General features: G+C 69.9%; 18 protein-coding genes. 7 read left to right on the forward strand and 11 right to left on the reverse strand.

Going from position 1 to position 24,185, the window contains the following annotated elements; translation table 11 throughout:
- Window positions 1-113: 113 nt before the first annotated feature.
- From AB0I51_RS13610 to AB0I51_RS13635, 6 genes are all read right to left on the reverse strand, one after another.
- Complete coding sequence (locus AB0I51_RS13610) at window positions 114-1,712, reverse strand: family 43 glycosylhydrolase (RefSeq protein WP_362974534.1); 1,599 nt, start codon at window positions 1,710-1,712, stop codon at window positions 114-116.
- Entirely contained in the window at window positions 1,709-2,614 is a 906-nt protein-coding gene (locus tag AB0I51_RS13615; protein ID WP_362974536.1) for a carbohydrate ABC transporter permease, read from the reverse strand. The genes AB0I51_RS13610 and AB0I51_RS13615 overlap by 4 nt, the downstream gene beginning before the upstream one ends.
- Window positions 2,614-3,498 carry a sugar ABC transporter permease gene (locus AB0I51_RS13620; RefSeq protein ID WP_362974538.1) on the reverse strand — a complete coding sequence of 295 codons (885 nt, stop codon included), beginning with the start codon at window positions 3,496-3,498 and terminating at the stop codon, window positions 2,614-2,616. Before AB0I51_RS13620 ends, AB0I51_RS13615 begins: the two co-directional genes overlap by 1 nt.
- A 10-nt stretch (window positions 3,499-3,508) precedes the next feature.
- The gene (locus tag AB0I51_RS13625) at window positions 3,509-4,849 is read right to left on the reverse strand and encodes an extracellular solute-binding protein (protein ID WP_362974540.1); all 1,341 of its coding nucleotides are present in this window, start codon (window positions 4,847-4,849) and stop codon (window positions 3,509-3,511) included.
- A 149-nt stretch (window positions 4,850-4,998) separates the two neighbouring features.
- A complete protein-coding gene (locus AB0I51_RS13630) occupies window positions 4,999-6,120 on the reverse strand; it encodes a LacI family DNA-binding transcriptional regulator (RefSeq protein WP_362974542.1) in 1,122 nt (373 codons plus the stop codon).
- 120 nt (window positions 6,121-6,240) lie between these two features.
- Window positions 6,241-7,254, reverse strand: coding sequence for a hydroxyacid dehydrogenase (locus AB0I51_RS13635; RefSeq protein ID WP_362974544.1), 1,014 nt, complete (start codon window positions 7,252-7,254; stop codon window positions 6,241-6,243).
- Between the two features lie 262 nt (window positions 7,255-7,516).
- Here AB0I51_RS13635 and AB0I51_RS13640 point away from each other — a divergent pair, with 262 nt between their 5' ends.
- Entirely contained in the window at window positions 7,517-9,112 is a 1,596-nt protein-coding gene (locus AB0I51_RS13640) for a carboxylesterase family protein (RefSeq protein ID WP_362974546.1), read from the forward strand.
- Window positions 9,113-9,291: 179 nt separating this feature from the next.
- On the forward strand, window positions 9,292-10,341 hold the full coding sequence (locus tag AB0I51_RS13645) for a LacI family DNA-binding transcriptional regulator (protein WP_362974548.1): 1,050 nt from the start codon (window positions 9,292-9,294) through the stop codon (window positions 10,339-10,341).
- Here the strand turns inward: AB0I51_RS13645 and mmuM are convergent.
- On the reverse strand, window positions 10,328-11,254 hold the full coding sequence (mmuM, locus tag AB0I51_RS13650; RefSeq protein ID WP_362974550.1) for a homocysteine S-methyltransferase: 927 nt from the start codon (window positions 11,252-11,254) through the stop codon (window positions 10,328-10,330). The two genes, AB0I51_RS13645 and mmuM, sit on opposite strands and share 14 nt — an antisense overlap.
- Before the next feature lie 165 nt (window positions 11,255-11,419).
- Here mmuM and AB0I51_RS13655 point away from each other — a divergent pair, with 165 nt between their 5' ends.
- Window positions 11,420-11,827, forward strand: coding sequence for a hypothetical protein (locus AB0I51_RS13655; protein WP_362974552.1), 408 nt, complete (start codon window positions 11,420-11,422; stop codon window positions 11,825-11,827).
- A gap of 30 nt (window positions 11,828-11,857) precedes the next feature.
- On the opposite strand, the gene AB0I51_RS13660 is transcribed toward AB0I51_RS13655, so the two are convergent.
- Entirely contained in the window at window positions 11,858-13,975 is a 2,118-nt protein-coding gene (locus AB0I51_RS13660; protein WP_362974554.1) for an autotransporter, read from the reverse strand.
- Window positions 13,976-14,160: 185 nt separating this feature from the next.
- Between AB0I51_RS13660 and AB0I51_RS13665 the strand changes: the two genes are divergently transcribed.
- Window positions 14,161-15,231, forward strand: a complete 1,071-nt coding sequence (locus AB0I51_RS13665) for a glycoside hydrolase family 43 protein (protein WP_362974556.1) — start codon at window positions 14,161-14,163, stop codon at window positions 15,229-15,231.
- A 1-nt stretch (window position 15,232) separates the two neighbouring features.
- Window positions 15,233-16,645 carry an RICIN domain-containing protein gene (locus AB0I51_RS13670; protein WP_362974558.1) on the forward strand — a complete coding sequence of 471 codons (1,413 nt, stop codon included), beginning with the start codon at window positions 15,233-15,235 and terminating at the stop codon, window positions 16,643-16,645.
- A gap of 8 nt (window positions 16,646-16,653) precedes the next feature.
- On the opposite strand, the gene AB0I51_RS13675 is transcribed toward AB0I51_RS13670, so the two are convergent.
- Together AB0I51_RS13675 and AB0I51_RS13680 are read right to left on the reverse strand one after the other, a co-directional pair.
- Entirely contained in the window at window positions 16,654-17,727 is a 1,074-nt protein-coding gene (locus AB0I51_RS13675) for a pectinesterase family protein (RefSeq protein ID WP_362974560.1), read from the reverse strand.
- Window positions 17,728-17,766: 39 nt separating this feature from the next.
- Window positions 17,767-19,446 (reverse strand): rhamnogalacturonan lyase B N-terminal domain-containing protein, encoded by a 1,680-nt coding sequence (locus tag AB0I51_RS13680; protein WP_362974562.1) that lies wholly within the window; start codon window positions 19,444-19,446, stop codon window positions 17,767-17,769.
- 187 nt (window positions 19,447-19,633) lie between these two features.
- Between AB0I51_RS13680 and AB0I51_RS13685 the strand changes: the two genes are divergently transcribed.
- The gene (locus tag AB0I51_RS13685) at window positions 19,634-20,677 is read left to right on the forward strand and encodes a rhamnogalacturonan acetylesterase (protein WP_362974564.1); all 1,044 of its coding nucleotides are present in this window, start codon (window positions 19,634-19,636) and stop codon (window positions 20,675-20,677) included.
- Window positions 20,678-20,755: 78 nt separating this feature from the next.
- Window positions 20,756-22,462, forward strand: a complete 1,707-nt coding sequence (locus AB0I51_RS13690) for a DUF2264 domain-containing protein (protein WP_362974566.1) — start codon at window positions 20,756-20,758, stop codon at window positions 22,460-22,462.
- On the opposite strand, the gene AB0I51_RS13695 is transcribed toward AB0I51_RS13690, so the two are convergent.
- Window positions 22,407-23,975, reverse strand: a complete 1,569-nt coding sequence (locus AB0I51_RS13695) for a hypothetical protein (RefSeq protein WP_362974568.1) — start codon at window positions 23,973-23,975, stop codon at window positions 22,407-22,409. The genes AB0I51_RS13690 and AB0I51_RS13695 overlap by 56 nt on opposite strands.
- Window positions 23,976-24,185: the final 210 nt, after the last annotated feature.

Consider the following 24,185-nt stretch of genomic DNA (forward strand, 5'->3'; position numbering starts at 1 on the left):
CGACCATCAACCGATCAGAAAGCGCTTCCTACGATAGGTGCGCGTCAACACGGCGGGAAGACCAGGGAATTCACGTGATGACGGCAACCCGATCTTTCGAAACCCCGAACAGGTCAGCCGGGCGGGGTGCACTCCAGGCGAAAGCCGCCGAAGTCGGCGGTGAACTCCGCCCCGACGAGATCCACGGCATGGACACCGGCCACAGCCCCTGTGAACCGCAGCCGCGATCCGTGGTCGTCCGAGAGTCGGCTGAAGTCCAACACCGGTCCCACCGGCACGCGTTGGCCGGCACGGACGTACCAGAACCGCGCGTCGGCTCCGTCGACCGTCGCCCCCATCGTCACCTGTAGCCCGAACTCGACCTCGACGACGGCCACTTCACGCGTGACGTCCTCGTCCCGCTCCACCAGCCTCAGCACCGTACGCCCGCCGCCCCGCCACTGCTGCCCCCGCTGCCCCTCACCCTCGGGCTCCGCCCAGGTCAGGTCCAGGCTCAGATACGCGTCGGCGCCGTACCAGAGCACCAGACCCGCCGCCTGCGTGAACGTCGACGGCCGCGCCTCGACGGTGACTTCGGCCTCCGCCCGATGCTCCGTGAGCCGCTGGGCGAGCAGACTGTGCGCCCACCGCGACTCCGGCCCGTGCCGCCCGTGCAGCCGGATCCAGCCGGGGCGGGTGGCGGCGTCGGCCCAGGACGGGTCCGGGTACCCGCGCGGGCTGCTCCACGGCCAGCCCAACAGGTCGCCGTCCTTGGTGGCTTGGTCGGGTCGGGCGAGAGGTCGCGTCGACACGGCGACCGCCACCGCCGGGTGCCGGCCCCCGTCGCGCAGCCTCGGCCAGCCGTCCGCGTCCCAAGTCACCGCCTGGATCGCCGTCTCCCGGCCCAGCGTGCACCGAGGCCCTGCGGAAGTCGCGACAGGCCGTGCCGCCAAGTGGCTCAACACCCATTCGCCGTCCGGTAGTTCGACCAGCTCGCCGTGGCCTGCCTTCTGCAACGGCACCGACGGATCGTCCCGGGACGTCAGCAGGGGACGGTCGTCGACCTCGTACGGACCGGTGACCGTACGGCCGCGTGCCACCAGCACCCCGTGCTCGTACCCGGTGCCGCCCTCCGCGAGCAGCAGGTAGTACCAGTCGCCCCGCCGTACCAACTTCGGTCCCTCTACGAGCCGTTCGTGCTGGAGCAGCAGACGGGTCGGGCCGGTCGCGGCGAGCGTGTCGCGGTCCAGCTCGGTCGCGACGATGCCCGCGAAGCGCCGGCCGCCGGGGCGGTGGTCGTTCTGGAGGTTGAGCAGCCACAGTCGGCCCTCGTCGTGGAACAGCGCCGGGTCGAAGCCGTGGCTCACGACCCGCCGCGGGGCGGTCCACTTCCCGCCGATGTCCGTGGCCGTGGTGATGTAGGTGTCGGCGTCGAAGTACGGCGTGCCGACCGAGCGGACGATCGAGTAGGTCATCCAGAAGCGCTCGCCGTCCCAGCTCAGCGAGGGCGCCCAGACGCCGCCCGAGTCGGGCACACCGGCGAGGGAGCCGCCCGGGACCGCGCCACGGACATGGCCCGCGTACTCCCAGTGCGCGAGGTCCCGCGAGCGGTGGATCGGGATCGTCGGGAACCACTCGAAGGAGCTGGTCGCCACGTAGTACCAGTCGCCGACCCTCACCATGGAGGGGTCGGGGGCGAAGCCTCGGACAACGGGGTTGTGCAGCAAGGTCACTTGAGGGCTCCCAGCGTGACGCCCGTACGCCAGTACCGCCGCATCGCCACCATCATCACGGCCATCGGCACGATCGACAGCAGCGCGCCGGTCAGGACCAGGCCGGTGAGGTCGACACCCGACTCCAGGCGTTTCCCGGACCAGTTGTAGAGGCCGATGTTGAGGGTCCAGTTGTTCTCGCCGCGCAGGACGGTGAGGGGGAGGAAGAAGGCGTTCCAGGTGTTCACGAACGCGAGCAGGAAGACGGTGGCGCCGCCCGTCGTCATCATCCGCAGCACGATGCTGAAGAAGATGCGGAGCTCGCCCGCGCCGTCCAGGCGGGCCGCTTCGAGGAGTTCGAAGGGGATCGTGGCCTCGGTGTAGACCTTGGCGAGGTAGACGCTGAACGGGTTGATCAGACAGGGGATCAGCATCGCCCAGGGGGTGTCGACCAGGCCGATCTTCGAGAACATCAGGTAGAGCGGCAGCGTGAGCAGCGCGATCGGGATCAGGAACGAGCCCACCACGCACGCGAACACCGCGCTGCGGCCCGGGAATTCGAAGCGCGCCAGGCCGTAGCCCGTGGCGAGGGCGATGAGTGTGCCGCCGAGGGAGCCGACGCCCGCGTACAGGAACGAGTTGGCGGTCCAGCGCAGGAAGATGCCGTTCTCGTAGGTGAAGACCTGACGCAGGTTGGCCCACAGGTGCATGCCGGAGAACCACAGGCCGTTGCTCTGGTACAGGCCCGTGCGGTTCTTGGTGGCGGCGACGATCAGCCACCACACCGGGAACAGGCTGTAGCCGCTGGCCAGGACCAGACCGACGAGCAGGAAGCGCTGGCCGCCGCGTGAACGGGCCGCCGGGTCGGGCTTGTCGAGACGGCGGACCTGACGAGTTGTCCGGCGGTCTGCGGTGAGAGTCATCAGTCGGCCTCCTTCGCGGTGAGCCGGTAGAAGAGGAAGGAGGCGAGGCCGAGGATGAGGGCGAGGAGGACCGAAAGGGTCGCCGCGTAGTGGTAGTTGCCCGCGTTGAACGCCTGGTTGTAGATGATCATGATCGGGGTGAAGCTGTCGTTCACGGTCTGCGGGGTGACGTTCCGGAACAGGGCAGGCTCGTTGAAGATCTGCAGCATCTGGATGATCGAGAGCATCCCGGTCAGCACCAACGCCCCTCGTACGTAAGGGATCTTGATGCTCGTCGCGACCCGGACCTCGGAGGCGCCGTCCAGCCGGGCCGCCTCGAAGAGGTCCCGGGGCACACCCTGGAGCGCCGAGTAGATGATGACCATGTTGTAGCCGATGCCGTGCCAGGTCAGCAGGTTGCCGATGGACGGCCACACCATCAAGGGCGCGAAGAAGTTCCAGGACAGGCCGAACACCTTGCCCAGCGGGGTCAACGGGCCGACGTCCGGGCTGTACAGGTTGATCCACACGATCGCCGCGACCACCCCGGGGATCATGTACGGGACCAGCAGCAGGATCCGGAAGCGGCCCGCGACCTTCGAGGACAGCGCGTCCAGGAACAGCGCCAGCAGCAGGCTCACGAGCAGCATCACCGGGATCTGCACGCATGCGAACAGCACCACGCGCAGCACCGAGTTCATGAACGCCGAGTCGGTCAGGCCCTGTTGGTAGTTGTGGAGGCCGGAGAACTTCTCGGTGGAGCCGCCGAGGCCGAGCCCGGACTGGTGCTCCACGAAGAGCGACTCGTAGACGGCGTACCCGATCGGTATCAGGTAGAGGAACACGAAACCGAGCTGGAAGGGCACCGTGAACGCGGCACCCTTCCAGCGCTGGGAGCGAATCATCGGCGCTGCCTCAGCCCTTGACGCTGATACCGCGGGACTTCAGGTCCTTGACCGTCCACTCCTGCATGTGCGCCAGCAGATCGGTGACCTTCTCCTGCTTGTTCATCACCTTCGCCCAGCCGGTCTGCAGCTCGGTGAACATGGCGGTCCAGTCCGGGCCGAACACCCAGTCCGAGGTGACCGTGTTCAGGCTGTCGGTGACGACCTTCTTCGCCGGCTCGTAGTTCGAGCCGAGCAGCTTGTCGGAGATCGCCTCCGCGACATACGCGTTGCTGTCGGCCAGCGCAGGCATCACGCCGTTGCCGGTGGTCGGGCTCGCCATCGTCTTCACCGCGCCCGTGTTGGTCGACATCCACAACGCGGCCTCGGCGGCCTGCTCTTGGTGCGCGCACTGCTTGGTCACCAGGGTGACGCCACCGCTCTGGTTGGTCCCGGCGGGCGTCTTGGCGGCCTCGCCCGCGAACGTGGGCCAGGGCGACAGCGCCCATTTGCCGTCGGACTTGGTGAAGTTCTGCACCATGCCCGCCATCTGCCAGGTGGAGATCTGCCGGGTCGCGGTGCCGCCGTTGTCGTAGTTGCGCTGCACGGCCGCGTAGTCGGCGAACGACAGCTTGGAGGCGAGGTCGTTGTCGACGATGTCCTGGATCACCTTGGCCGCCTTGAGGCTGCCCGCGTCCTGGAAGTCCACCTTCCAGGAGTTGCCGTCGATGGCGTACCAGTGCGCCCCGGCCTGCATGGAGAGGACCTCCAGGGTGCTCGGGTCCTCACCGGCGTAGTTGGTGATCTTGATGCCGTGCTTCTTCAGCACCTTGCCCGCGGCGATGAACTCGTCCCAGGTCGTGGGCGCCTTCAGGCCGTACTTCTGGAAGATGTCGGTGCGGTAGATCGTGAAGGCGGGGGCCGAACTGGTCGGCACGCCATAGGACTTGCCCTGCACCTGCGCACTGGCCCACGAGCCCGCGTTGAACCTGCCCTTGTCGGCGGAGACGTACTTGGTGATGTCGGCGAGGGCGCCCTGCGAGACCCAGGTGGTCACGTACTCCGCCGTGTTCTGCACCAGGCAGGGCGCGTTGCCGGCCTTGACCGCGTTGGTGAGCTGCTTCTGCATCGTCAACTGGTCGGTGACCTTGGTGTACTTGAGCTTGATGTCCTTGTGAGCGGCGTTGAACGCCTTCACGACCGCGTCCTGCCCGTTGGCCCAGCCCCAGAAGGGGAGGGTGACCGGGCCGGAAGGACCAGAAGAATCTGTGTCTCCCGAGCCGGATCCGCCGCAGGCGGAGAGCAGACCTGTCAGTGCGAGGCCCGCGACGGCTGCCCGAGCGAACCTTCTCCGAGGGCTGGTGAAGTTCATCAGACCGTGTTCCTTCGGAAGAGAAGAGGTAGAAACCGGTTGCTTGGAAGGTAGACATCGGGGGCTGTTCGGAGCAAGAGGTGTGCAACGACTTGTTTCGACAGCCCTGAACAGACCCTGTCTGGCCTGGGAATTTAGAGGGAAACCGGTTACGTAACGCCCTGGTTCCGTGTGCTGGACCAGTCCCGCCGGACGGGCGGTCGTACCGAATTCCGTACGACGACGTGCGTGCCCAGCACCAGATGGTCGCCGTCGCTTCCCCTGCGCCGGCCCGTACCGCCGCCCTCGCGCCGGTCCGCCACCGCGCGCAGCGCGACCCGGCCCATCTCCTCGTACGGGACGTGCACGGTGGTCAGCTGAGGGGTGAGCTGGGAGGCCAGCGGGATGTCGTCGTAGCCGACGATCGACACGTCCTCGGGCACCCTGAGGCCCCCCGCGCGCAGCGCCTGCATGGCACCCGCGGCGACCACGTCGGTGCCCGCGAGCACCGCGGTGAAGTCCACCCCTGCCTTCAGACTCTCCTCGACCGCCTCGTACCCGTGCTCGTAGTCGTACGGACCGTGCCGCACCATCCCCGGGTCGAACGGCACGCCGTACGCCTCGAAGGCCCGTTGCGCCCCCCTCAACCGGCCCTGCGCCGTGGTGAGTTCGGCGTGCCCCGGCAGCAGCAGGACCCGCCGGTGGCCGGCCGAGAGGAGGTGGCTGGCCATGGCGTAGGCGCCGCCCTCGTTGTCGTAGTCGACCGTCGTGGCCGGGACGTCGCCCTCCAGCGGCGGGCGGCCGACGAGCACGAGGTGCGAGCCGGCCGCGTCGAGGGAGCGGGCGAAGCGGGCCATGCGCAGCTGGTACTCGTCGACGTCGTAGGCGCCGCCCAGCAACACCACGGCGGCGACGCCCTGTTGGCGCATGAGGTTGACCAGCGCGAGCTCGCGCTCCGGGTCGTCGCCGGTGGTGCCGACCAGGGAGAGCCAGCCGCGCAGTGTGGCCGCGCCTTCAACTCCCTTGGCCACATGGGCGAATGCCGCGCCGGTGATGTTGTTGATGAGGATCGCCACCGTCGGTGTGCCGCCGCCGGCCAGGGAACGGGCGTGCGCGTTGGTGACGTAGTCCAGGTCGCCGACGACCTTCATCACCCGGCGGCGCAGCTCCTCCGACACCGGATAGTTGCCGGACAGCACCCGCGAGACGCTCGCCACCGAGACCCCGGCGCGCTCCGCCACGTCCCGGATCGTGGCCCGGCCGACGTCGCCCGACGTCTTGCGCTGACTCACCGTGGCGACTCCTTCGCGGTATCGGCTCTTCCACCGGGCGTGCGAGGCTCCGCTCCCGCGCCGGTCCGGAAACCGTATCCCATCGTTGTTCCAGGCAGGAGGCCCTGTGGACGGCCCGGATCAGGCGACACGGGCCAGGTCCGCGTGCCGTACCTCGTGGGCCGGCGGCAGGCCCGCTGCCAGTCGCTCCAGCTCGTCGACGACGATTCCGCCGAGCCGCGCCAGCTCGTTGCCGAGCGAGCCCGCGATGTGCGGGGTGAGGAAGACGTTGGGCAGCTGGTAGAGCGGGGACGCGGGGGGCAGCGGCTCCGGCTCGGTGACGTCCAGGATCGCGGTCAGCCGGCCGGACAGCAGCTCGTCGGTGAGGGCGTCGTGGTCGATCAGGGCGCCCCGGGAGGTGTTGATCAGCACCCCGCCGTCCCGGATCAGGGCGAGCCGCCCGCGGTCGAGCATGCGCTGTGTCTCGGGAATGTCGGGGGCGTGCAGACTGACGATGTCGCTGCGGCTCAACAGGTCGTCCAGCGGCAGGAGTTCGGCGCCCAGCGCGGTTGCCTCGGTGACGCCGACGTAGGGGTCGTGGAGGAGGACCTCGAAGTCGTAGGACCGCAGCAGTTCGAGCAGCCGGCGGCCCACCCGGGAGGCGCCGATGACGCCGATCCGGCGGCCGAGGTTGCCGATCGCGGCGGTCTCGGCGGGCGTCGGGTAGGCGTGCGCGTGCCGGAAGCGCTCCCGCTGCGCGAAGGTGTCCTTCCCGGCGAGCAGGATCATGGCGAGGGTGTACTCGGCGACCGGCAGCGCGTTGCCGGTGACCGCGCTGGACACGGTCACCCCGCGTTCCCACAGGGCCTCGCCGACCAGCGAGCGGACCGAGCCCGCCGCGTGCAGCACGGCGCGGACCCGGGGTGCCGCCGCGAGGGCGTCGGCGTCGAGGTGCGGGCAGCCCCAGCCGGTGATCAGGACCTCGGCCCCGGCCAGGGGCCCGGCGGCCTCGGGGGCGGCGAAGTCGCGTACGACGAGCCCGGGGTCGATCTCGGCCGTCTGCCGGAGCCGTGCCATCAGGGGTGGGGGAAAGAGCAGGGGCAGGTGCACCGGATCCATGGCGAACACGGCCCTCGGCGGCTGGGCGCTGGGCATGACCCTCCAGTAGTGCGACGTGGAATGCAGCTTCGGAAACGTTTTCTGAAAGCGTCTTCTACCGTAGATCTGCGGAGGAGCGGGGGTCAATCGGTCGGCGGACCCGCAGTCCCGCACGACGCGTCCGCACAGCCCTCCTCGCACTCCTCCGCACGCCGGTACGGATAACCCGTCCAGCCGCGCTCGTCCGCCGGAATAGTCCGGCGCGATGTGATGCTCTGATGAGCATGGTTCACGAGCGCGGTGAGGAGCTGGTGGGCAGATGACGGCTATGGCAGCGGCAACGGCGGCGCAGCCCGGCCCCGTGGTGGCAACCCCCTACGGGGCGGTACGCGGCCGGTACGAGAACGGGATCGCGGTCTTCCGGGGCATCCCCTACGCGGCGCCCCCCTTCGGACCGCGCAGGTTCCGCCCACCCGTCCCGCCCGAGCCCTGGACCGGAGTGCGCGACGCCCTCGCCTTCGGCCCGACCCCGCCGAAACCGCCGTACTCCGAGGCTTTCGGCAAACTGCTCTCCGACCCCGTCGTCCCCGGCGACGACTGCCTCAACCTCAACGTGTGGACCCCGGAACCCGGACCGGGCGCCCGGCTGCCGGTCATGGTCTGGCTGCACGGCGGCGCGCTCACCCGTGGCTCCTCCGCCGTCCCCGTCTACGACGGACACGCCTTCGCCCGCGACGGAGTCGTGTTCGTCTCGGTCAACTACCGCCTGGGCGTGGAGGGTTACGGCCTCTTCCCGGACGCGCCCGCCAACCCCGGCCTGCGCGACCAGCTCGCCGCGCTGCGCTGGGTGCACGAGTCGGTCGCGGCGTTCGGTGGCGACCCCGACCGGATCACCCTCGCCGGTCAGTCCGCCGGCGCGATCAGCGCCGGCGCCCTGCTCGCCGCCCCGCAGGCCCAGGGGCTGGTGCGCCGGGCCGTCCTGCAGAGCGGGCCGCCGGAGGCCCTCGACCGCGACAAGGTACGGCGGATGGTACGCCGGATGGCGACCCGGCTGAAGATCCCCGCCACCGCCGAGGCCTTCGCCGCCGTCGACCGCGAACTCCTGCTACGCACCCAGGCCGACGTGGGCAGACTCAGCAGCCCGGTGCTCGGCGGGCCCATGTTCGGGATCGTCGTCGACGGCGAACTGGTGCCTCGCGATCCGCTGGAGGCGCTCGTCGACGGCCAAGTGGCCCGGGACGTCGACCTGTTGATGGGCTGGACCCGCGACGAGTACCGGCTGTGGCTGGTCCCCGGGGGCCTGCACGAGCGCGTCGACCGGCTCGGCGCGGTCGCCCTGGCCGGTGCGATGGCCCGCTGCCGCTGCGGTGTCGAGGTCCCGCGCGGCTACCGCGCCCTGCACCCCGAAGCCGGCACCGCCGAGACCGTGGGCCAGCTCGTCACCGACCACCTGCTGCGCTACCCCCTGCACCGTCTGGCCGACGCCCGCCCCGGAAACTCCCATCTCTACGAGTTCGCCTGGCCCTCCAACCGTCCCGACCTCGGCTCCTGCCACGCCCTCGAACTCGGCTTCGTCTTCGACACGGGTGACATCCCCGAATCCGCCAGACTCGCGGGCGAGGGCGCGCCCCAGGAACTCGCCGACACCATGCACGCGGCCTGGGTGCGGTTCGCCGCGGACGGCGACCCGGGCTGGCCGGCCTGGGACGACACCCACCCCGTACGGATCTTCGGCGAGGGCGCGCCCTACGTCGCCAACGGCCCGCGCGACCCCGAGTTCGCCCTGTGGGCGGCCGACACGGCGACACGCGAGCCGGCGGTCCCGGTCGTGGGCACTCCCGCGCGCGGCACCGTCGAACTGCGGTCGGTCGTACGGCGGTTGCGGCGGACGGGGGATGTGCGGCGGTCGTCGTGAAGGGGTGGGTGTCGGACGGAAACCGGTTGCCCAACGCCTGTTGTCGAGGGCTGCCGTGCTCACTTAGGTGAATTGGCCGACGCGCGCCCCTCCTCCCGACCGGCGCTCGCTGCTACCCTCCGCGCAGGGAACCGGTTGCCGGACGTGTTCCCGCAGGCAGGGGAGGGGCGAGGCGGCGCATGACCAGGAAGAGCCAGGACGCTAACGGGAGCACCATCCGGGACGTGGCGGCCCGCGCCGGAGTGTCCGCGTCCACGGTGTCGCGGGTGCTCGGCGGCGAGTACCCGGTGAGCACGGCGACCCGCACGCGTGTGCTGCGGGCCGTGCGCGAACTGGACTACGTCGCCGACGCCCGCGCCAAGGCCGTGGCAGGCGTCGGGACGCCGACCCTCGCCTTCGTCCTGGAGGACATCACGGGACCGTCGTTCGCGCTGATGGCACACGGTGTGGAGCGCGAGGCGACCCGCCTCGGCCATCTCTGTCTGGTGTGCAGCACGGAGGGCGACGTCCAGCGCGAACTGGACTTCATCGAGACGATGCGCGCCCAGCGCACCGCCGCCGTGATCCTGGTCGGCGGCACCGCGGACACCCCCGAGTACCGCACCCGCACCCGCCGTATCGCCGACTCGCTCGCGGCGGCCGGCTCGCGGCTCGTGCTGTGCGGACGCCCGCCGCTCGGTCCGGACGCACCGGTCACGGTCATCGAGTACGACAACGAGGGCGGCGCCTACGCCCTGGTCGCGCACGTCCTGGCCCAGGGCCACCGGCGTGTCCTGTTCCTCGGCGGCAAGCCCGACCACGCGACCGCGCAGGGCCGCGAACGCGGTTACCTCGCCGCGCACCGCGCCCGAGGCGTCGAACCCGACCCGGAACTCCTGCTCCACGGCGACTTCACCCGCGACTCGGGCCACCGGCTGATGCGCCAGGCGCTGAGCCGGAAACTGGAGTTCACCGCCGTGGTCGCCGCCACCGACATGGTCGCGGCGGGCGCTCTGACCGCACTGCACGAGGCGGGCCTCGACGTCCCCGGGGACGTCTCACTGGCCGGCTACGACGACATCCCCTTCGCCCGCGACCTGTACCCCGCCCTGACCACCGTCCACGTCCCCTACGAGGAGCTGGGCCGTCTCGCGGTGCGCACCGCGCTGGGCCGCACACCGGAGTCCCCGGACGAGCACCTGCTGCTGGGCACGCACGTGGTCGTACGGAACTCGATCACGACGGTGTGAGCGTCCGCCGGATGGAGGCGATCGCCTCGGGCCCCACCCGGCAGCAGCCGCCGATCAGCCGCGCACCGGCGGCCCGCCAGCCCTCGACCTGCTCGGCGGTGAAGGTGGACCGGCCCGTCCAGGCGCGCGCCTCCGCGTCCCAGGTCTCACCGCTGTTGGGATAGACGACGACGGGCTTCCCGGTGACCCGGCTCGCGATCTCGACCGCGCCGTCGACGTCCTCGGGGGCGCTGCAGTTCACGCCGACCGCGATGATCTCGTCCGCGTCGGCGGCCAGGGCGAACGCCTCCTCCAGCGGCTGCCCGGCACGGGTGCGGTCCCCGGCGATCGAGTACGACAGCCAGGCGGGCGTCCGCAGTCCGCGCACCGCCCGCAGCAGCGCCTCGGCCTCGTCAGTGTCCGGGATCGTCTCGAAGGCCAGCACGTCCGGGCCGACGAGGTCCAGCACCTCCAGGCGGGGCCGGTGGAAGGCCTCCAGCTCGGCCACGCTCAGCCCGTACCGGCCCCGGTACTCGGAGCCGTCCGCGAGCATCGCGCCGTACGGTCCGACCGAGGCCGCGACGTAACGGGGCCGCTCCATGCCCCGCCGACCGGCCTCCACCGCCGCGTCGACCGCCAACTCCACGCTCTCCGCCATGAGTTCGGCCGCCCGGTCGTGCTTGATTCCGCGTTTCGCGAAGCCCTCGAAGGTGGCCTGGTAGCTGGCGGTGATCGCCACGTCGGCGCCCGCCTCGAAGTACGCGAGATGCGCCTCGGTGATCGCCTCGGGCCGGTCCGCGAGCAGCCGCGCCGACCACAGTTCGTCACTCAGATCGTGCCCGGCCGCCCCGAGCTGATTGGACAGACCGCCGTCGAGAACGAGCGTTCCGGCTGCGAGGGCGTCGGCGAGGGGGGCGGAGGTGTCGCTGGTCATGTCTCGACGCTAGTCGATACGGCCGTGGACGCGGACCGTGTCCAGCTGGTGAGCGGATTGCCCGGCATGCGATACGTCTGTTCCGGCATACGGCGATCTGGTCGTCGTGGCCCCGACCTGCGAAGCTTGCATGCACATGTCTTCAGGAGGCATTGAGGAGGCTCTGTGATCTATGCGGATGGGATGGCGCGGTTCACGTTGGCACCCGCGGCCCGTGAGCTGCTGCGCCTGTCGGCCGACGGTCAGGAACACACCACGACGATCTCCTACGGAGGGGACAACTTCACCCTGTACGGACACCTCAGGGCTCGCCGGACGGCACCCGGCCAGGGCGAGGTGGCCGTCGCGTGCTGGATCGTCAGCATCGATCTGGCCCGCTTCTTCGGCAGCACCCCTCCGGCCGCGAACGAAACACGCCTGCCGCCGGAGGGGACGGCCAGACCGGACGGCGCCATCACCATCGAGGCGGCCCGCCACCTGGCCACCTACCTGAACGCCCTCGACGGTCCGCGCTCGCCGACCAACGGCGACGGCCATCGCACGATGACCGTTCCCGTCGACGTCCCGGAATGACAGGCAACCGTCAGGCCGCGGCCGTCAGCTCTATGCCGCGTGCCTCCCGCCCCCGCCTCCGCGCCTGCTCCCGCCCCGTGTGCGCTTGGTCGCCGGGACCAGCAGGGCGCCCAGGAGGCCGAGTCCGAGGGCGTAGGGCCACCAGCCGAAACCGGCGCCGCGGGCGGTGTTCTCGGCGTGGGCCTCGGTGATCGTCGTTCCGGACGACGACTTGGGGTCGGCGGTGGGGGAGGAGCCGCTGCTCGCGGTGACGGTGGTCAGGACGACGTCGTTGCCGTCGCCGCCCCGGTAGCTGATCCGGTACGTCGTGTCGCCGAGCATGAGCTTGCTGCCCTCGCGAAGTCCCTTGAAGGAGCCGTTCGTTGGGGCGCCGCCCGTGTGATCGACGATCGTCACGGTCCGCGCGGGATGCGTACCGGCCGCCGAGAGGTCCAGGTCGCCGGCCAGGGCGACCTTGCCCGCCGCCTTCAACGGCTTTGCGCCCAGGACCAGTTCGCCCTTCGCGCTCTGCGTGTAGTTCCCGGTCACGGTGAGGCCGCCGCTCGCGATCACGCCGTCGTTCGTCACCGAACCCTTCACCGTGCCCGAGCCGGTGAGCGTGGTTGCCAACCGCAGCCCCGCCGTCCCCACGTCCAGCCGCGCGCTCGCCGAGGTGAGCCGGATCGCCGTGCTGTGGACGAGAGTTGCCCCCGACCGGAGAGCCAGCGTGCCCTTCGAGACCGTGGTCGTCCCCGTGTACGTGACGGCCGCGCCCGTCAGCGTCGTCGTCGCGGCGCCGGACTGGATCAGGGACCCCTTGCCGGAGAGGTACGACAGTTTCACGGGGAGTGACACGTTCCGCGCGACAAGGGTCCCGTCGTCGACGATCCGGCGCCCCTCCGTGCCGGTCAGCACCCCGCCGTCGCCGCCCCGCTTCCCGGACCCCAGCCGCAGCACCGCCCCCTTCTCCACGGTCGTCGACCCGTCGTAGTACTGCGGCGCCGCGAAGGTCACGTCGTTCCCGCGCGTCCCCGCGACGACGATGTCCCCGGCACCGGGCGCGGCCAGCGTGTCGTGGTACTTGCCGCCGCCGATCGGCGCACCGAGGGTGACCGGACCGTCGTAGTCGAAGGTCAGCCTGGACCGGACCCCGCTCGCCGCGTGAAGGTTGATGTAGACGGTGTCCTTGGTGCCCGGCATGAAGATCTGGTGGGTGGTGCCGTCACCCCACTGGACGTCCGCGCCCTCGATGTTGGTGCCGCGCTTGTTCGACTGGTGGGCGATCGCACGCCAGTCGAGGCCGGGGTCGCTGAGCGACGGATCGGTGTCGCCGCCCTGGTCGCTGTAGCTGTACTGGCCCGTGAGGACGACCTTGCTGCCCGGCCGGGAGTGCACGTTGACGTCGCTGCCGTACTCGCGCTGGTAGAAGTTCTGGCGCAGGGTGATCGTCTGGTACAGCGGGGTGTCGATGATCCAGGAGCCCTGGTTGAGGATCGCGCGGGCGTTGGGCAGCGCGACCGGGTACTCGGGGCGGCCGACCGCCATGCCGGTGCCGTTGTCGATGACCCCTGAAAAAGGGTGGGTTCCGGCGAGGTCGAGCGTGCCCCACATGTTGCGGGGCTGCGTGACCAGGCCGGAGCCGCTGATGGTGCCGATGTTGAAGGTGCGGGTCAGGGAGAGGCGGAGCGTGCCGTCGACCCGGACATTGAGCTGGTTGAGCCGGTAACCCGGGGTGCTGTACGGGAAGTGGCCGATCAGGCCGGTGCCACCACCCGTGCCGTACTGGAGAGTTGTGCCGCGCTCGACCGTGATCGCGGGCGGATCCGGGTTGCTGACGGTCGTGTACGGGTGGTTGCCGCCCCGGGTGGTCACCTTCTGCCGCTGCCGGGCCGCCGGGAGCGTGAAGTCGCTGTCCTTGGTGAGGACCAGCGTCCCGCCGCCGCGCACGGTGAGCGTGCCCTGCCCGCGGAACACCCCGTCGTACGTCGTCGTCCCGGACGGCACGGTGACCACCGTGTCGCCGGTGAGCGTGACATCGCGGTCCGCGAGCACGTCGCCGGTCGCGTCGCGGCTGCCGGCGGCGGAGGCCGGGGAGGCGGCGGTGAGGAGGGCGGCGACCGCGGCTAGGGCGCCGGCGGCTGCTCCTGTCGTGTGGATATGGCTGCGCACGGGAGTGGAGACGGTTCGAGGCACACCGGGATAACAGAAATTCGAGAACAGACGGAAAGCGCTCTCTCTTTGTCTCGTCGGACCCGTTGACCTAGTGGTGGCACACCCTTACCTTTTCGGCGTTCGAAGTCGTTCGTAATGACAGATGGTGTTCGCCACCTCGAACGTTTCCGAGAGGCAGCCGTATGAGCCGCAACGACGAACTGCCCCATGCCCCCAGCCGAAGGCTGATGCTGAAGGGAGCCGCCCTGGCCGCAGGCGCCCTGGCCATCACTCCGGCCCCGGCGACCGCGTCCCCGAAAGCAGCCCCGTTCGTGAATCCGCTCGTCCGCCAACGCGCCGACCCGTACATCCACCGGCACACCGACGGCCACTACTACTTCACCGCCACCGTCCCCGAGTACGACCGCATCATTCTGCGCCGCTCCCGCACCCTCAACGGCCTTGCCACCGCGACCGAGTCGGTGATCTGGACCAAGCACGCGACCGGTGTGATGGGCGCCCACATCTGGGCGCCGGAGATCCATCGCATCGGCGGCAAGTGGTACGTCTACTTCGCCTCCGCGCCCGCCGAGAGCGTCTGGGACATCCGCATCTGGGTCCTGGAGAACGCCAACCCCGATCCCTTCCAGGGCACTTGGGTGGAGAAGGGGCAGATCGGGACGGCCTGGGAGACCTTCTCCCTGGATGCCACCACCTTCACCCACCGGGGCACCCGCTATCTCGCCTGGGCCCAGCACGAGCCCGGCATGGACAACAACACCGCCCTGTGGCTGTCGAGGATGGCGAACCCGTGGACCCTGACGGGCCCTCAAATACGCCTGTCCACACCGGAGTACGACTGGGAGACCGTCGGCTACAAGGTCAACGAGGGCCCGGCCGTCATCGCCCGTCGGGGCCGCCTGTTCCTGTCGTACTCGGCCAGCGCCACCGACTGGCACTACTGCATGGGCCTGCTGAGCGTCGACGCGAACGCCGACCTGATGGACCCGGTGAACTGGTCCAAGTCGCCGACCCCCGTCTTCACCAGCAACGACACCACCGGGCAGTACGGCCCCGGCCACAACTGCTTCACGGTCGCCGAGGACGGCCGCAGCGACGTCCTCGTCTACCACGCGCGCCAGTACAAGGAGATCACCGGCGACCCCCTGAACGACCCCAACCGCCACACCCGGATCCAGCGCCTCGGCTGGCACCCCGACGGCACCCCCGACTTCGGCGTTCCCGTGGCCGACACGGTGAAGGAGAGTGTGTGAGATGAGACGTGCGTACGCCATCCTGCTCGCCCTGGTCTGCGCCCTCGCCGTCGCCCTGGTGACGGCGGGCCCGGCCCAGGCCGCGGCCCAGACCATCACCAACGGCACGCAGTTCACGGACACTTCGGGCAACGCCCTGCACGCGCACGGCGGCGGGGTGATCAAGGTCGGCAGCTACTACTACTGGTTCGGCGAGGACCGCAACGCCGACAACACCTTCAAGTACGTGGACGCCTACCGCTCCACCGACCTGAAGAACTGGGAGTTCCGGGGCCACGTCCTGACCCAGTCCAGCGCCTCCGAGCTGGGCACCGCCTACATCGAGCGGCCGAAGGTCATCTACAACGCGTCCACCGGCCAGTTCGTGATGTGGATGCACAAGGAGAACGGCGTCGACTACAGCGAGGCCAAGGCCGCCGTCGCCGTCTCCTCGACCGTGGACGGCAGTTACACCTACCAGGGCAGCTTCCAGCCGCTCGGCGACAACATGTCCCGGGACATCACGACCTTCGTCGACACCGACGGCACCGCCTACATGGTCTCCGCCGCCAACGAGAACTACGACCTGCACATCTACAGGCTCACCGCCGACTACACCGCCATCGACAGCCTGGTCGCCAACCCCTGGGTCGGCGGACACCGCGAGGCACCGGCCCTGTTCAAGCGCAACGGCGTCTACTTCATGCTGACTTCGGGCGCCACAGGCTGGAGCGCCAACCAGCAGCAGTACGCCACCGCAACCAGCATCACCGGCCCGTGGACGGCCTTCACCAACGTCGGCGACTCGACCGCCTACAACTCGCAGACCGCCTACGTCCTTCCGGTCACGGGGACTTCCGGCACCTCCTACCTCTACATGGGTGACCGCTGGGGCAACTCCTTCGGCGGCACCGTCAACGACTCCCGTTACGTCTGGCTGCCGTTGACCTTCCCGACCACCACCTCGATGTCCATGGCGTCCTGGTACCCGGAGGTGTCGATCGACACGACCGCCGGCACGATCACCGGGACGAGCGCGACCTACAACACGCTCGTCGCCCGCAACAGCGCCAAGTGCGCCGACGTACCGAACCAGTCCCTGTGGCAGGGCATCGCGATCAGCCAGTACACCTGCAACAGCGGCACCAACCAGAAGTGGTGGTTCAAGGACCTCGGCACCGGCTACTACGAACTCATGGGCCGGGGCAGCTCGTTGTGTCTCCAGGAGAACTCCACGAACGTCACCCAGGAGAACTGCACCGGCGCCACCACCCAGCAGTGGAGCCTGACCACGTCCGGCAGCTACGTCCTCGTCAAGGCCAGGACGAGCGGCGAGTGCCTGGACGTGTCGGGCGCGTCCACCGCCAACTCCGCCGCGATCATCACGTACACGTGCAGCGGGGCGACCAACCAGCTGTGGACGCGCGGTAGTTGAAAGACCGATTACCGGACCGGATTCCAGCCGTCCGTGCCCGCCAGATACTTCTGGGCCGTGTAGTTCGCGGCCTGGGAGTCGGTGAGCTGCGGGCGGTTGGAGTTCACCGTGGCGCCCGCGCCGGTGTTCTTGTACTCGAAGAAGCGGGCGTTCTTCCAGGAGTAGCCGCTCATGTCCGTCCAGGGCCCGGCGACCTTCACGGCGGCGGGCAACGAGGTCTGGCGGATCACCAGTTGGCCCACCGCGTCCGCCGTCGGATGCCAGGGGCGGCCCAGGTAGTACGTGTTGGCAGCCGCCGAGCTGGTCACCGAGCTGCTGGTGACGAGGATGCCGTACGTCTTGGCGGAGCTGGTGTTGGGCGCCGACAGGAAGCCGTTGAGACCGCCCGCCGCGGCGCCCGAGTTGCGCAACTGGATGTTGACCCGGTCGTAGACGGCCGTGGCGTTGCCGAAGATGAAGTCCACGTCCCCGGAGATGAACGACGAGTAGAAGTACTGCCGGTACTGACCGGTCGAGGACGGCGACCAGTTGAGGACGGTGTCCTGGCGGCTGATGAACCGGTCGTTGGTGAAGATCTGCCGGTCGCCCTGCGCGGTGATCGCGACGGCCTGGGTGTCCGTGATGTCGGGGTGGGCCGCCTTGTCGAAGGTGTTCTGGACGGTGATCCCGGCGACGGTGAGACCGCTCGCCGAGAACGTCGCGACCGAACTGCCCAGCGTGCCGTACTTGTTGCCACTGGCATCGGTGTAACCGGCGGCCCGGTCATAGGTGATGACGACGTCCTCGGCGTTGCCGGTGGCGCCCTGGATGGTCAACCCCGTTTTCCCGGAAGGGACGTTGACGATCTCGGCGTACGTGCCCTTCGCCACGGAGATGGTGTCGCCGGCGGCCGCCGCGTTCACGGCGGCCTGCACGGTCGTGAAGCGGCCCGAACCGTCCTTGGCGACGGTGATGACGGTGGCGGCCCGTGCCTGGGACGCCAGCGACACGGCGACCAGCCCGAGGGCGGCGGCGGTACCGGTCGCCACGGCGACGGCCCGACGCCGGACGGGGGAGCGGCGGTGCGTGTTCGGCTCAGTCATGCCTACAAGTCGCCGTCCCCCGCCCGGAAGTTGCCGCCTCTAGGCGAGAAGGTCGATCGCGTCGACCGACGTGCCCGCGCTCAGGAACGACGTCGAACCCGAGCCGCTCGCCACATAGATCTTCAGCGTGTTGTACGCGCCGCTGTCCGTCAGCCAGGCGGACGCCGGAACGCTGTACGTGAACGTGTTGTTGTTGCCCCGGTACGAGCCCACGGTCAGCGACCGGGTGCTCGGCTGGGTGGGCGGCGAGGGAACCGCCGAGGTCCAGGCGTCGTTGACGACGACCTGCGGCCGGCCGTTCGCGTACGCCGTCGTCACACCGATGCGCAGGGTGTGCGCGGCGGCGAGCTGAGCGGCCGTCAGCTTGAAGTACACGATGATGCCGCTGTTGACGTCCTTCCAGAGGTAGCAGGGGAACGCCGAGGTCTCCGTCCCGCTGCCGATGACGACGTTGCCGGTCCAGGACGCGGCCCGTACGTCCGAGGGGTGCGCGTAGGTCATCAGGTCCGCGTTCTTGAACCCGCTCGGCGTGCCGTCCCAGTTGCCGATCCGCCAGATCGCGCTCGCGTTGGACGGGTCGTTCGAGGACGGGATCGCGATGCTGTTCAGCGTCGTCGTGCCGCCCGCGGTGACCGCCACCGACCCGGTGTAGACGGCGAGTTCACCCTTGAAGACGGTCAGCGTGTACGTCCCCGGGAGCACTCCCGTGATGGAGAAGTAGCCGTCCGAGGCCCGCGCCGAACCCCAGTACTGGGCGTCCGAGTTGGCGAGCCCGACCGTGTACGCGTACGCCGTGTCGCGCCCGGTGATGCCGACGCCCGCGACCCGGCCCCGACCACTCGCGGCCGTGTACCCGGAGATGCCGAGCGAATCGGCCCACGAGGTCGTGAGGTTGGCGTGGTACAGCGCCGAGGAAGGCGCGCCGCCGTCCGTGAACGCGATGACGTACGGCCCCTGGAGACCGAACCGCTGCGCCTCCGTCTGGTTCTCGCCGTAGTACAGGATCTCGTACAACCCGCCGCCGTCCGCGCTCTGATGGCGCAGCAGGGAACGGTAGAACGGACCGCCGGACGCCTTCTCGTGGTTGCTGCGCACGACCCACAGGGCGACGCTGCCGGTGGTCCAGCCGATGTAGTCGTAGTCGATGACCCGCTTCTTCGAGTAGTGCTTGGAGCGCGTCTGGCCGTCGGACTTCTCGAAGACGTCGGCGGACTCGATGGTGGTGGGCGCGTAAGTGTAGGAATCCGGCTCGTCGTTGAGGAACATGCCGGCCTTCACACGCACGATGTAGCGGGTCGCGCTGACCGAGGTGTCGGCCTTGTTGGTCCACAGGTAGACGTTGTTCTCGCCGCTGCGGGCCGCGTAGTAGTGCTTCAGCGTGCCGTGCGTGACGGAGATCAGGATCGTCGTGCCGGACTGCGCGATCGTCACCGTGGACGCGCCGAGGCCGGACTCGACATGCGAGTTCATGCCGCCGTAGCCCTGGTACTCGGTGCCCTTGTAGACCAGCGAGGTCAGGTCGCCGTTCGTCTTGCTGACCTTGAAGACGAGGCTGGCGCCGGTGTCGACGACGTAGTTCGAGCCGTCGTCGGTGTAGCCGAAGCTCGCGGCGGACGCGGTCTCGGCGAGCGGCCCGGCGAGCGCCGCCGAACCGGCCGCGGCCGCCGTGCCGAGGACGAAGGTGCGGCGACGGACCGGTCTGTTCACAGAGCCGGACATGGGGGTGCCTCCTTCGGGAGGTGGGGGTGCGGGTGCTTTGGAGGGTGACAGTTGAATCGATTTCGCGAAAGGGCTTTCGCAGCGTGGAAGTTGGCGATGACGAGAAATTCGGCACGGGTCTAGAAAGCGCTTGTCCGGAGCGGTACGGTCCACCGCCAGGCCTTGTCGTCGGACGGAGGAGCCACGGATGAGACGTTTCAACATCGCCCTGCTGGCCGCGGTGACCCTGAGCGCCGCACTGTCGGCCGCACCCGCGCAGGCCCACGACCGTACGCCCCCCCTCGGCATCGCCAACTGCACCGCCGGCGCGTGCCACTTCGACGTCCCGCCCGGCACCTACGACGTCACGGTCCGCCTCGGCGGCGAGAGCGCGGCGAGTACGGCCGTCACCGGCGAGACCCGGCGCTCGCTGCTCCCCGAGACGGCCACGGCCGCCGGGCAGACCGTGACCCGCAGCTTCACCGTGAACGTCCGCACCCCCGAGGGCGAACCCACCGGCCCCGACGGCACCCCCGGCCTCGACCTCACCCTCGGCGGCACCGCCCCCGCCCTCACCGACATCCGGGTCACCCCCGCCCACCGTGCCCGTCAGATCATCCTGATCGGCGACTCCACGGTCTGCGACCAACCGGGCGACCCGTATTCGGGCTGGGGCCAACAGCTCCCGCAGTTCCTGCGCAGGGGCGTCTCCGTCGCCAACTACGCCGATTCCGGGGAGAGTACGGTCACCTATCTGGCGAATCCCTTGCTGTGGGGGACGGTTCAGCCGCTGATCAACCCCGGTGACCTCGTCCTGGTCCAGCTCGCCCACAACGACAAGACGACCGACGAGGCGACGTACCGCGCGAATTTGGAAACCCTCGTAGCGGGTATCCGGGAGATGGGCGGTCGTCCGGTTCTGGTGACACCGATCGTCCGACGCTGGTTCAATGCCGACGGCACACTGAACAACAACACCGCACTGCTGGTGAACGGACTCGGCGTAGACCTGCCGGGCGTCGTCCGCTCGGTCGCCGCCGCCGAGGGGGTAACACTGATCGATCTCACGGCGCAGACCAAGGCGCTGGTGGAGTCGCTGGGAGTGGAAGGCTCCAAGGCGATCTATCTCTACAACGAGAAGAAGGACAACACGCACACCTCCGTGCACGGTGCCACGGTGTACGCGGGCCTGGTCCGCGACGCACTCGTCGCCCGGCATCTGCTGCCGGAGGAGCGGGTACGGGTGGGTTGAGACCCGAAAGACCCCTGGGGCGTTCCGACCGGAACCGGAGCGCCCCAGGCTCCACCCGCCGCCTGTGAGAGTGAGCCGATGCAACTGCCCGCCGACGACCGCGAGTCGAGCCCCCGCACCGGTTGGACCCGCGCCCACTGGGAGGCTGCCGCCGACGCCCTCCTCGCCGCCGTGGAGCCCTGCGCCACCGAGGACCGGGCGCTCTACCACCTCCCCGGCACCCACACCAGCTGGTCCGGCAGCCTCTCCGACGGCCTGGAGGGCTACGCCCGCACCCTGCTGCTGGCCGCCTTCCGCCGCGACGAGACGGCACTGGAACGCTACGCCGACGGACTCGCCGCGGGCGTCGCGGGCGTCTGGCCCCGCATCGAGGACCGCAGCCAGCCCCTGGTCGAGGCGGCCTCGATCGCCCTCGCCCTGCGCCTGACGCGCCCCCTCCTCTGGGACCGCCTCGACGAACCGGTACGACAGCGCGCGGCCGCCTGGCTCACCGACGCCCTCACCGCCGAACCCTGGCCCTGCAACTGGGAGTTGTTCCCCGTCACGGTCGGCGGCTTCCTCCAGGAGATCGGCCATGAACCCGAGGCCTCCCGCAAGGCGATCGACCACGGCCTGGAGCGCATCGAGCAGTGGTACGTCGGCGACGGCTGGTACACCGACGGCGACGGCCGCAAGTTCGACTACTACAACGGCTGGGCCATGCACCTCTACCCGGTCCTGCACGCCTGGCTCGCCGACGACCCCCGACTCCTCGACCTGTACGCGGGCCGCCTGGAACGCCATCTCGCCGACTACGCCCGCCTGTTCGGCGGCGACGGCGCCCCGATGCACCAGGGACGGTCCCTGACCTACCGCTTCGCCACGACGTCTCCGCTGTGGCTGGGCGCGCTGACGGGCCGTACGCCCCTGTCGCCGGGCGAGACGCGGCGGCTGGCGTCGGGAGCGCTGAAGTACTTCCTGGACCGGGGCGCGGTGGACGACCGGGGACTGCTGACCCTCGGCTGGCACGGCCCCGACGAGGCCGTCCTGCAAGGCTATTCGGGCCCCGCGTCCCCGTACTGGGCCAGCAAGGGCTTCCTCGGCCTGCTCCTCCCACCGGACCACGAGGTGTGGACGGCCGTCGAGGAACCGGGTCCGGCCGAACGAGCGGACGCGGTCACCGCGATCGCCCCCGCCAACTGGCTGCTCCAGTCGACCAGTTCGGACGGCCTGGTCCGCCTGCACAACCACGGCAGCGAGGACGTCCGCTACGACCCGTACTACACGCGCCTCGCCTACTCCACGGCCACGACGCCGTCGACGTCGTACGACAACAGCGTGTTCGTGGGCGGCGATCCGAGCCGGACGGAGATTGTGCCGTTGGGGGTGGGGGAGGGCCTGGTGGCGTCCCGGCACACGGCGGCTTCCGGTGCCCGGGTGACCAGCGTGGTGATGGCCGAGGGTGCGGTGGAGGTGCGGGCGCATCTGGTGGTGGGCGCGGCTGCGGGCACGCCGGTGCAGGTCACGGGCTGGTCGGCGGAGGACGGGCAGCGCGCCGAACTCGTCTCCCTGCACGGCCTGTTGGACGGTGAGGGTGTCGTCGGTGACGGGCCCACCCTGTTCGTCGCCCTGGTCCGGCTCACCGCGGAGCCGGACCCCCGTCCCCTCGCGGAACTGGTGTCCGTGGAGGTCGACGGGGAGCACGGCGTCTCCGTTCAGTGGGCCGGCGGCCGGCGGACGAACTACCGGTTCACGGAGTCAGCCGGGCTATCCGGAGGCTCGTCGCGGTCGGCGAAGCCCCGTTGAGCGGGCTCGCATAGGTCGGCGTGACCGGTGCGTACGCCCAGGTCAGCGCGCCGCTCTTCAGGACCGCGATGTCGCCGCTGATCCGGGTGCTCACCACCTTGTCCGCGCTCTGGAACTTGCCGTTCCAGTCGATGAGCCGCAGATGGGTACCCGTGAAGGTGCCTGTGCAGGTGCCGGCCGCGCACTTGGCGCCCTTCAGGGACTCCCAGGAGACGAGGAGACGGTCCTTGCCGTAGGGCGCGATGTGCACGTCGACGTTCTCGGTGCCTGCCGCGCTCGTGAGGTAGACCGCCTTGCCGGGGCCGGAGTTGCGGTTCGCCATGAAGGCGACGGCGACCTGGTGGGTGCTCGTCCTCGGGGTCACGGTCCAGCCGCGTCCGCTGGAGTCGGCGGAGTTCTTCTTGGCCGAGGCGGCGCCACGGGAGGCGAAGGCCGTGGCGTACCGTCCGCTCGCCGACTTCACCAGGTCACCGGTGCGGCCGGGGAAGCTACCACCGCAGTACCCTGCCCAGCACTGCTCGCGCTGCACGACCGGCGCGACGTCCGGGGCGCCGATCCCGGTGGAGACGAACAGGCCCGAACGCCAGTCGTCGAAGCACAGCGAGGTGAAGGCGCCGGAGGTCTCCGCGTGCAGCGCGATGCCCTCGTTGTGGCTGCAGCCCCAGCTCCAACCACCGCTCAGCTTCGCGCCCTTGGCGCTGATGTACGCCAGCTTGTCGCCGAAGTGGCCGTCCGCGAAACCGCCCGCGCCGTGCACGACGAAGTACGCGCCGTACTTGGTGCCGTTCCAGGTGAGCTGGCCGTCGAGACCGGGGGAGGTGTCGTTGGAGGCGGTGCCGGTGAGCTTGGTGCGGAAGGTCTGCTTGCCGTTGGTGTAGCGGATGATCGCGGCGGCCGTCTCCTTCCACTTGTTGGTGTCTGCCACCCGGGTGAGCAGCGCGAAGCCGTCGTTGTGCGCGACCAGACCGCCGACCTCCTTGGCGCCCTTGACGACCGTGTCGGCGCCCGAGCGCACTCCGGCGGCGTTCAGCGGGGTCACGTGAACGCCGTCGGCGGCGGGCCAGGCGACGCGCAGGGTGCCGTCGGGGGCCACGGCGGTGGAAGTCCTGGTCCACTGGCGGGTGTTGTTGTAACCGGCGGTCAGATAGGGGAACTTGGCGGCGAGCGGCACCGCGGTGCTGGTCGGGGAGAGCGTGCCGGTCGCGGCCGCGGCGGCAACCGGGGTCTTCGCGACCGCCTTCGGGGTGGTTGACGGGGTGGTCTTCGCGGAGGAGGCCGTCGCGGTCGCCGTGGCGCCGGCGGTGGCGCCCGTGGACTCGGAGGCGGACGTGTTCGCCCCGGCCGCGGTCGAGCTCCCGCTGCCGCTGTCCCGGTCGGCGCTGTCCGTCGCCGCGGTCGCGTACCACGCGCCGCCCAGCAGGGCCGCGACGGCGAGCGAGCCCGCAAGCGGCTTGCGGGCGATACGGCGGCGGTCGCGGTGACGGTGCGAAGTGGTGCGTCTTGCGTTGGTCATGCCCCCAGGTCGCCGCCCGTACGGCGGAGGTTGCCGCGCCACCGGGCGGAATGTTCCGGAGCCGTCCGGAGGTGAGACGGGCTCCGTCCGAAGGCAAGAGCCGCTCCGTCCGGGGGTGAGACCGGCTCCACAGCCCGGGCGGGCCGATCCTGGTACGTTGGATGCCTTCCTGGGTATCAGACCCTTTGGACCCATCTCCGGCGAGGGACC

This window comes from Streptomyces sp. NPDC050549, assembly GCF_040655035.1.
GTDB lineage: Bacteria > Actinomycetota > Actinomycetes > Streptomycetales > Streptomycetaceae > Streptomyces.

Bases quoted from the DNA above. Each gene is read 5' to 3' on its own strand.
- mmuM (WP_362974550.1), bottom strand. From the start codon at position 11,254: ATGACCAGCGACACCTCCGCCCCCCTCGCCGACGCCCTCGCAGCCGGA.
- AB0I51_RS13675 (WP_362974560.1), bottom strand. From the start codon at position 17,727: ATGACTGAGCCGAACACGCACCGCCGCTCCCCCGTCCGGCGTCGGGCC.
- AB0I51_RS13615 (WP_362974536.1), bottom strand. From the start codon at position 2,614: ATGACTCTCACCGCAGACCGCCGGACAACTCGTCAGGTCCGCCGTCTC.
- AB0I51_RS13670 (WP_362974558.1), top strand. From the start codon at position 15,233: ATGAGACGTGCGTACGCCATCCTGCTCGCCCTGGTCTGCGCCCTCGCC.
- AB0I51_RS13640 (WP_362974546.1), top strand. From the start codon at position 7,517: ATGACGGCTATGGCAGCGGCAACGGCGGCGCAGCCCGGCCCCGTGGTG.
- AB0I51_RS13625 (WP_362974540.1), bottom strand. From the start codon at position 4,849: ATGAACTTCACCAGCCCTCGGAGAAGGTTCGCTCGGGCAGCCGTCGCG.
- AB0I51_RS13645 (WP_362974548.1), top strand. From the start codon at position 9,292: ATGACCAGGAAGAGCCAGGACGCTAACGGGAGCACCATCCGGGACGTG.
- AB0I51_RS13680 (WP_362974562.1), bottom strand. From the start codon at position 19,446: ATGTCCGGCTCTGTGAACAGACCGGTCCGTCGCCGCACCTTCGTCCTC.
- AB0I51_RS13620 (WP_362974538.1), bottom strand. From the start codon at position 3,498: ATGATTCGCTCCCAGCGCTGGAAGGGTGCCGCGTTCACGGTGCCCTTC.
- AB0I51_RS13685 (WP_362974564.1), top strand. From the start codon at position 19,634: ATGAGACGTTTCAACATCGCCCTGCTGGCCGCGGTGACCCTGAGCGCC.
- AB0I51_RS13690 (WP_362974566.1), top strand. From the start codon at position 20,756: ATGCAACTGCCCGCCGACGACCGCGAGTCGAGCCCCCGCACCGGTTGG.
- AB0I51_RS13665 (WP_362974556.1), top strand. From the start codon at position 14,161: ATGAGCCGCAACGACGAACTGCCCCATGCCCCCAGCCGAAGGCTGATG.
- AB0I51_RS13635 (WP_362974544.1), bottom strand. From the start codon at position 7,254: ATGCCCAGCGCCCAGCCGCCGAGGGCCGTGTTCGCCATGGATCCGGTG.
- AB0I51_RS13695 (WP_362974568.1), bottom strand. From the start codon at position 23,975: ATGACCAACGCAAGACGCACCACTTCGCACCGTCACCGCGACCGCCGC.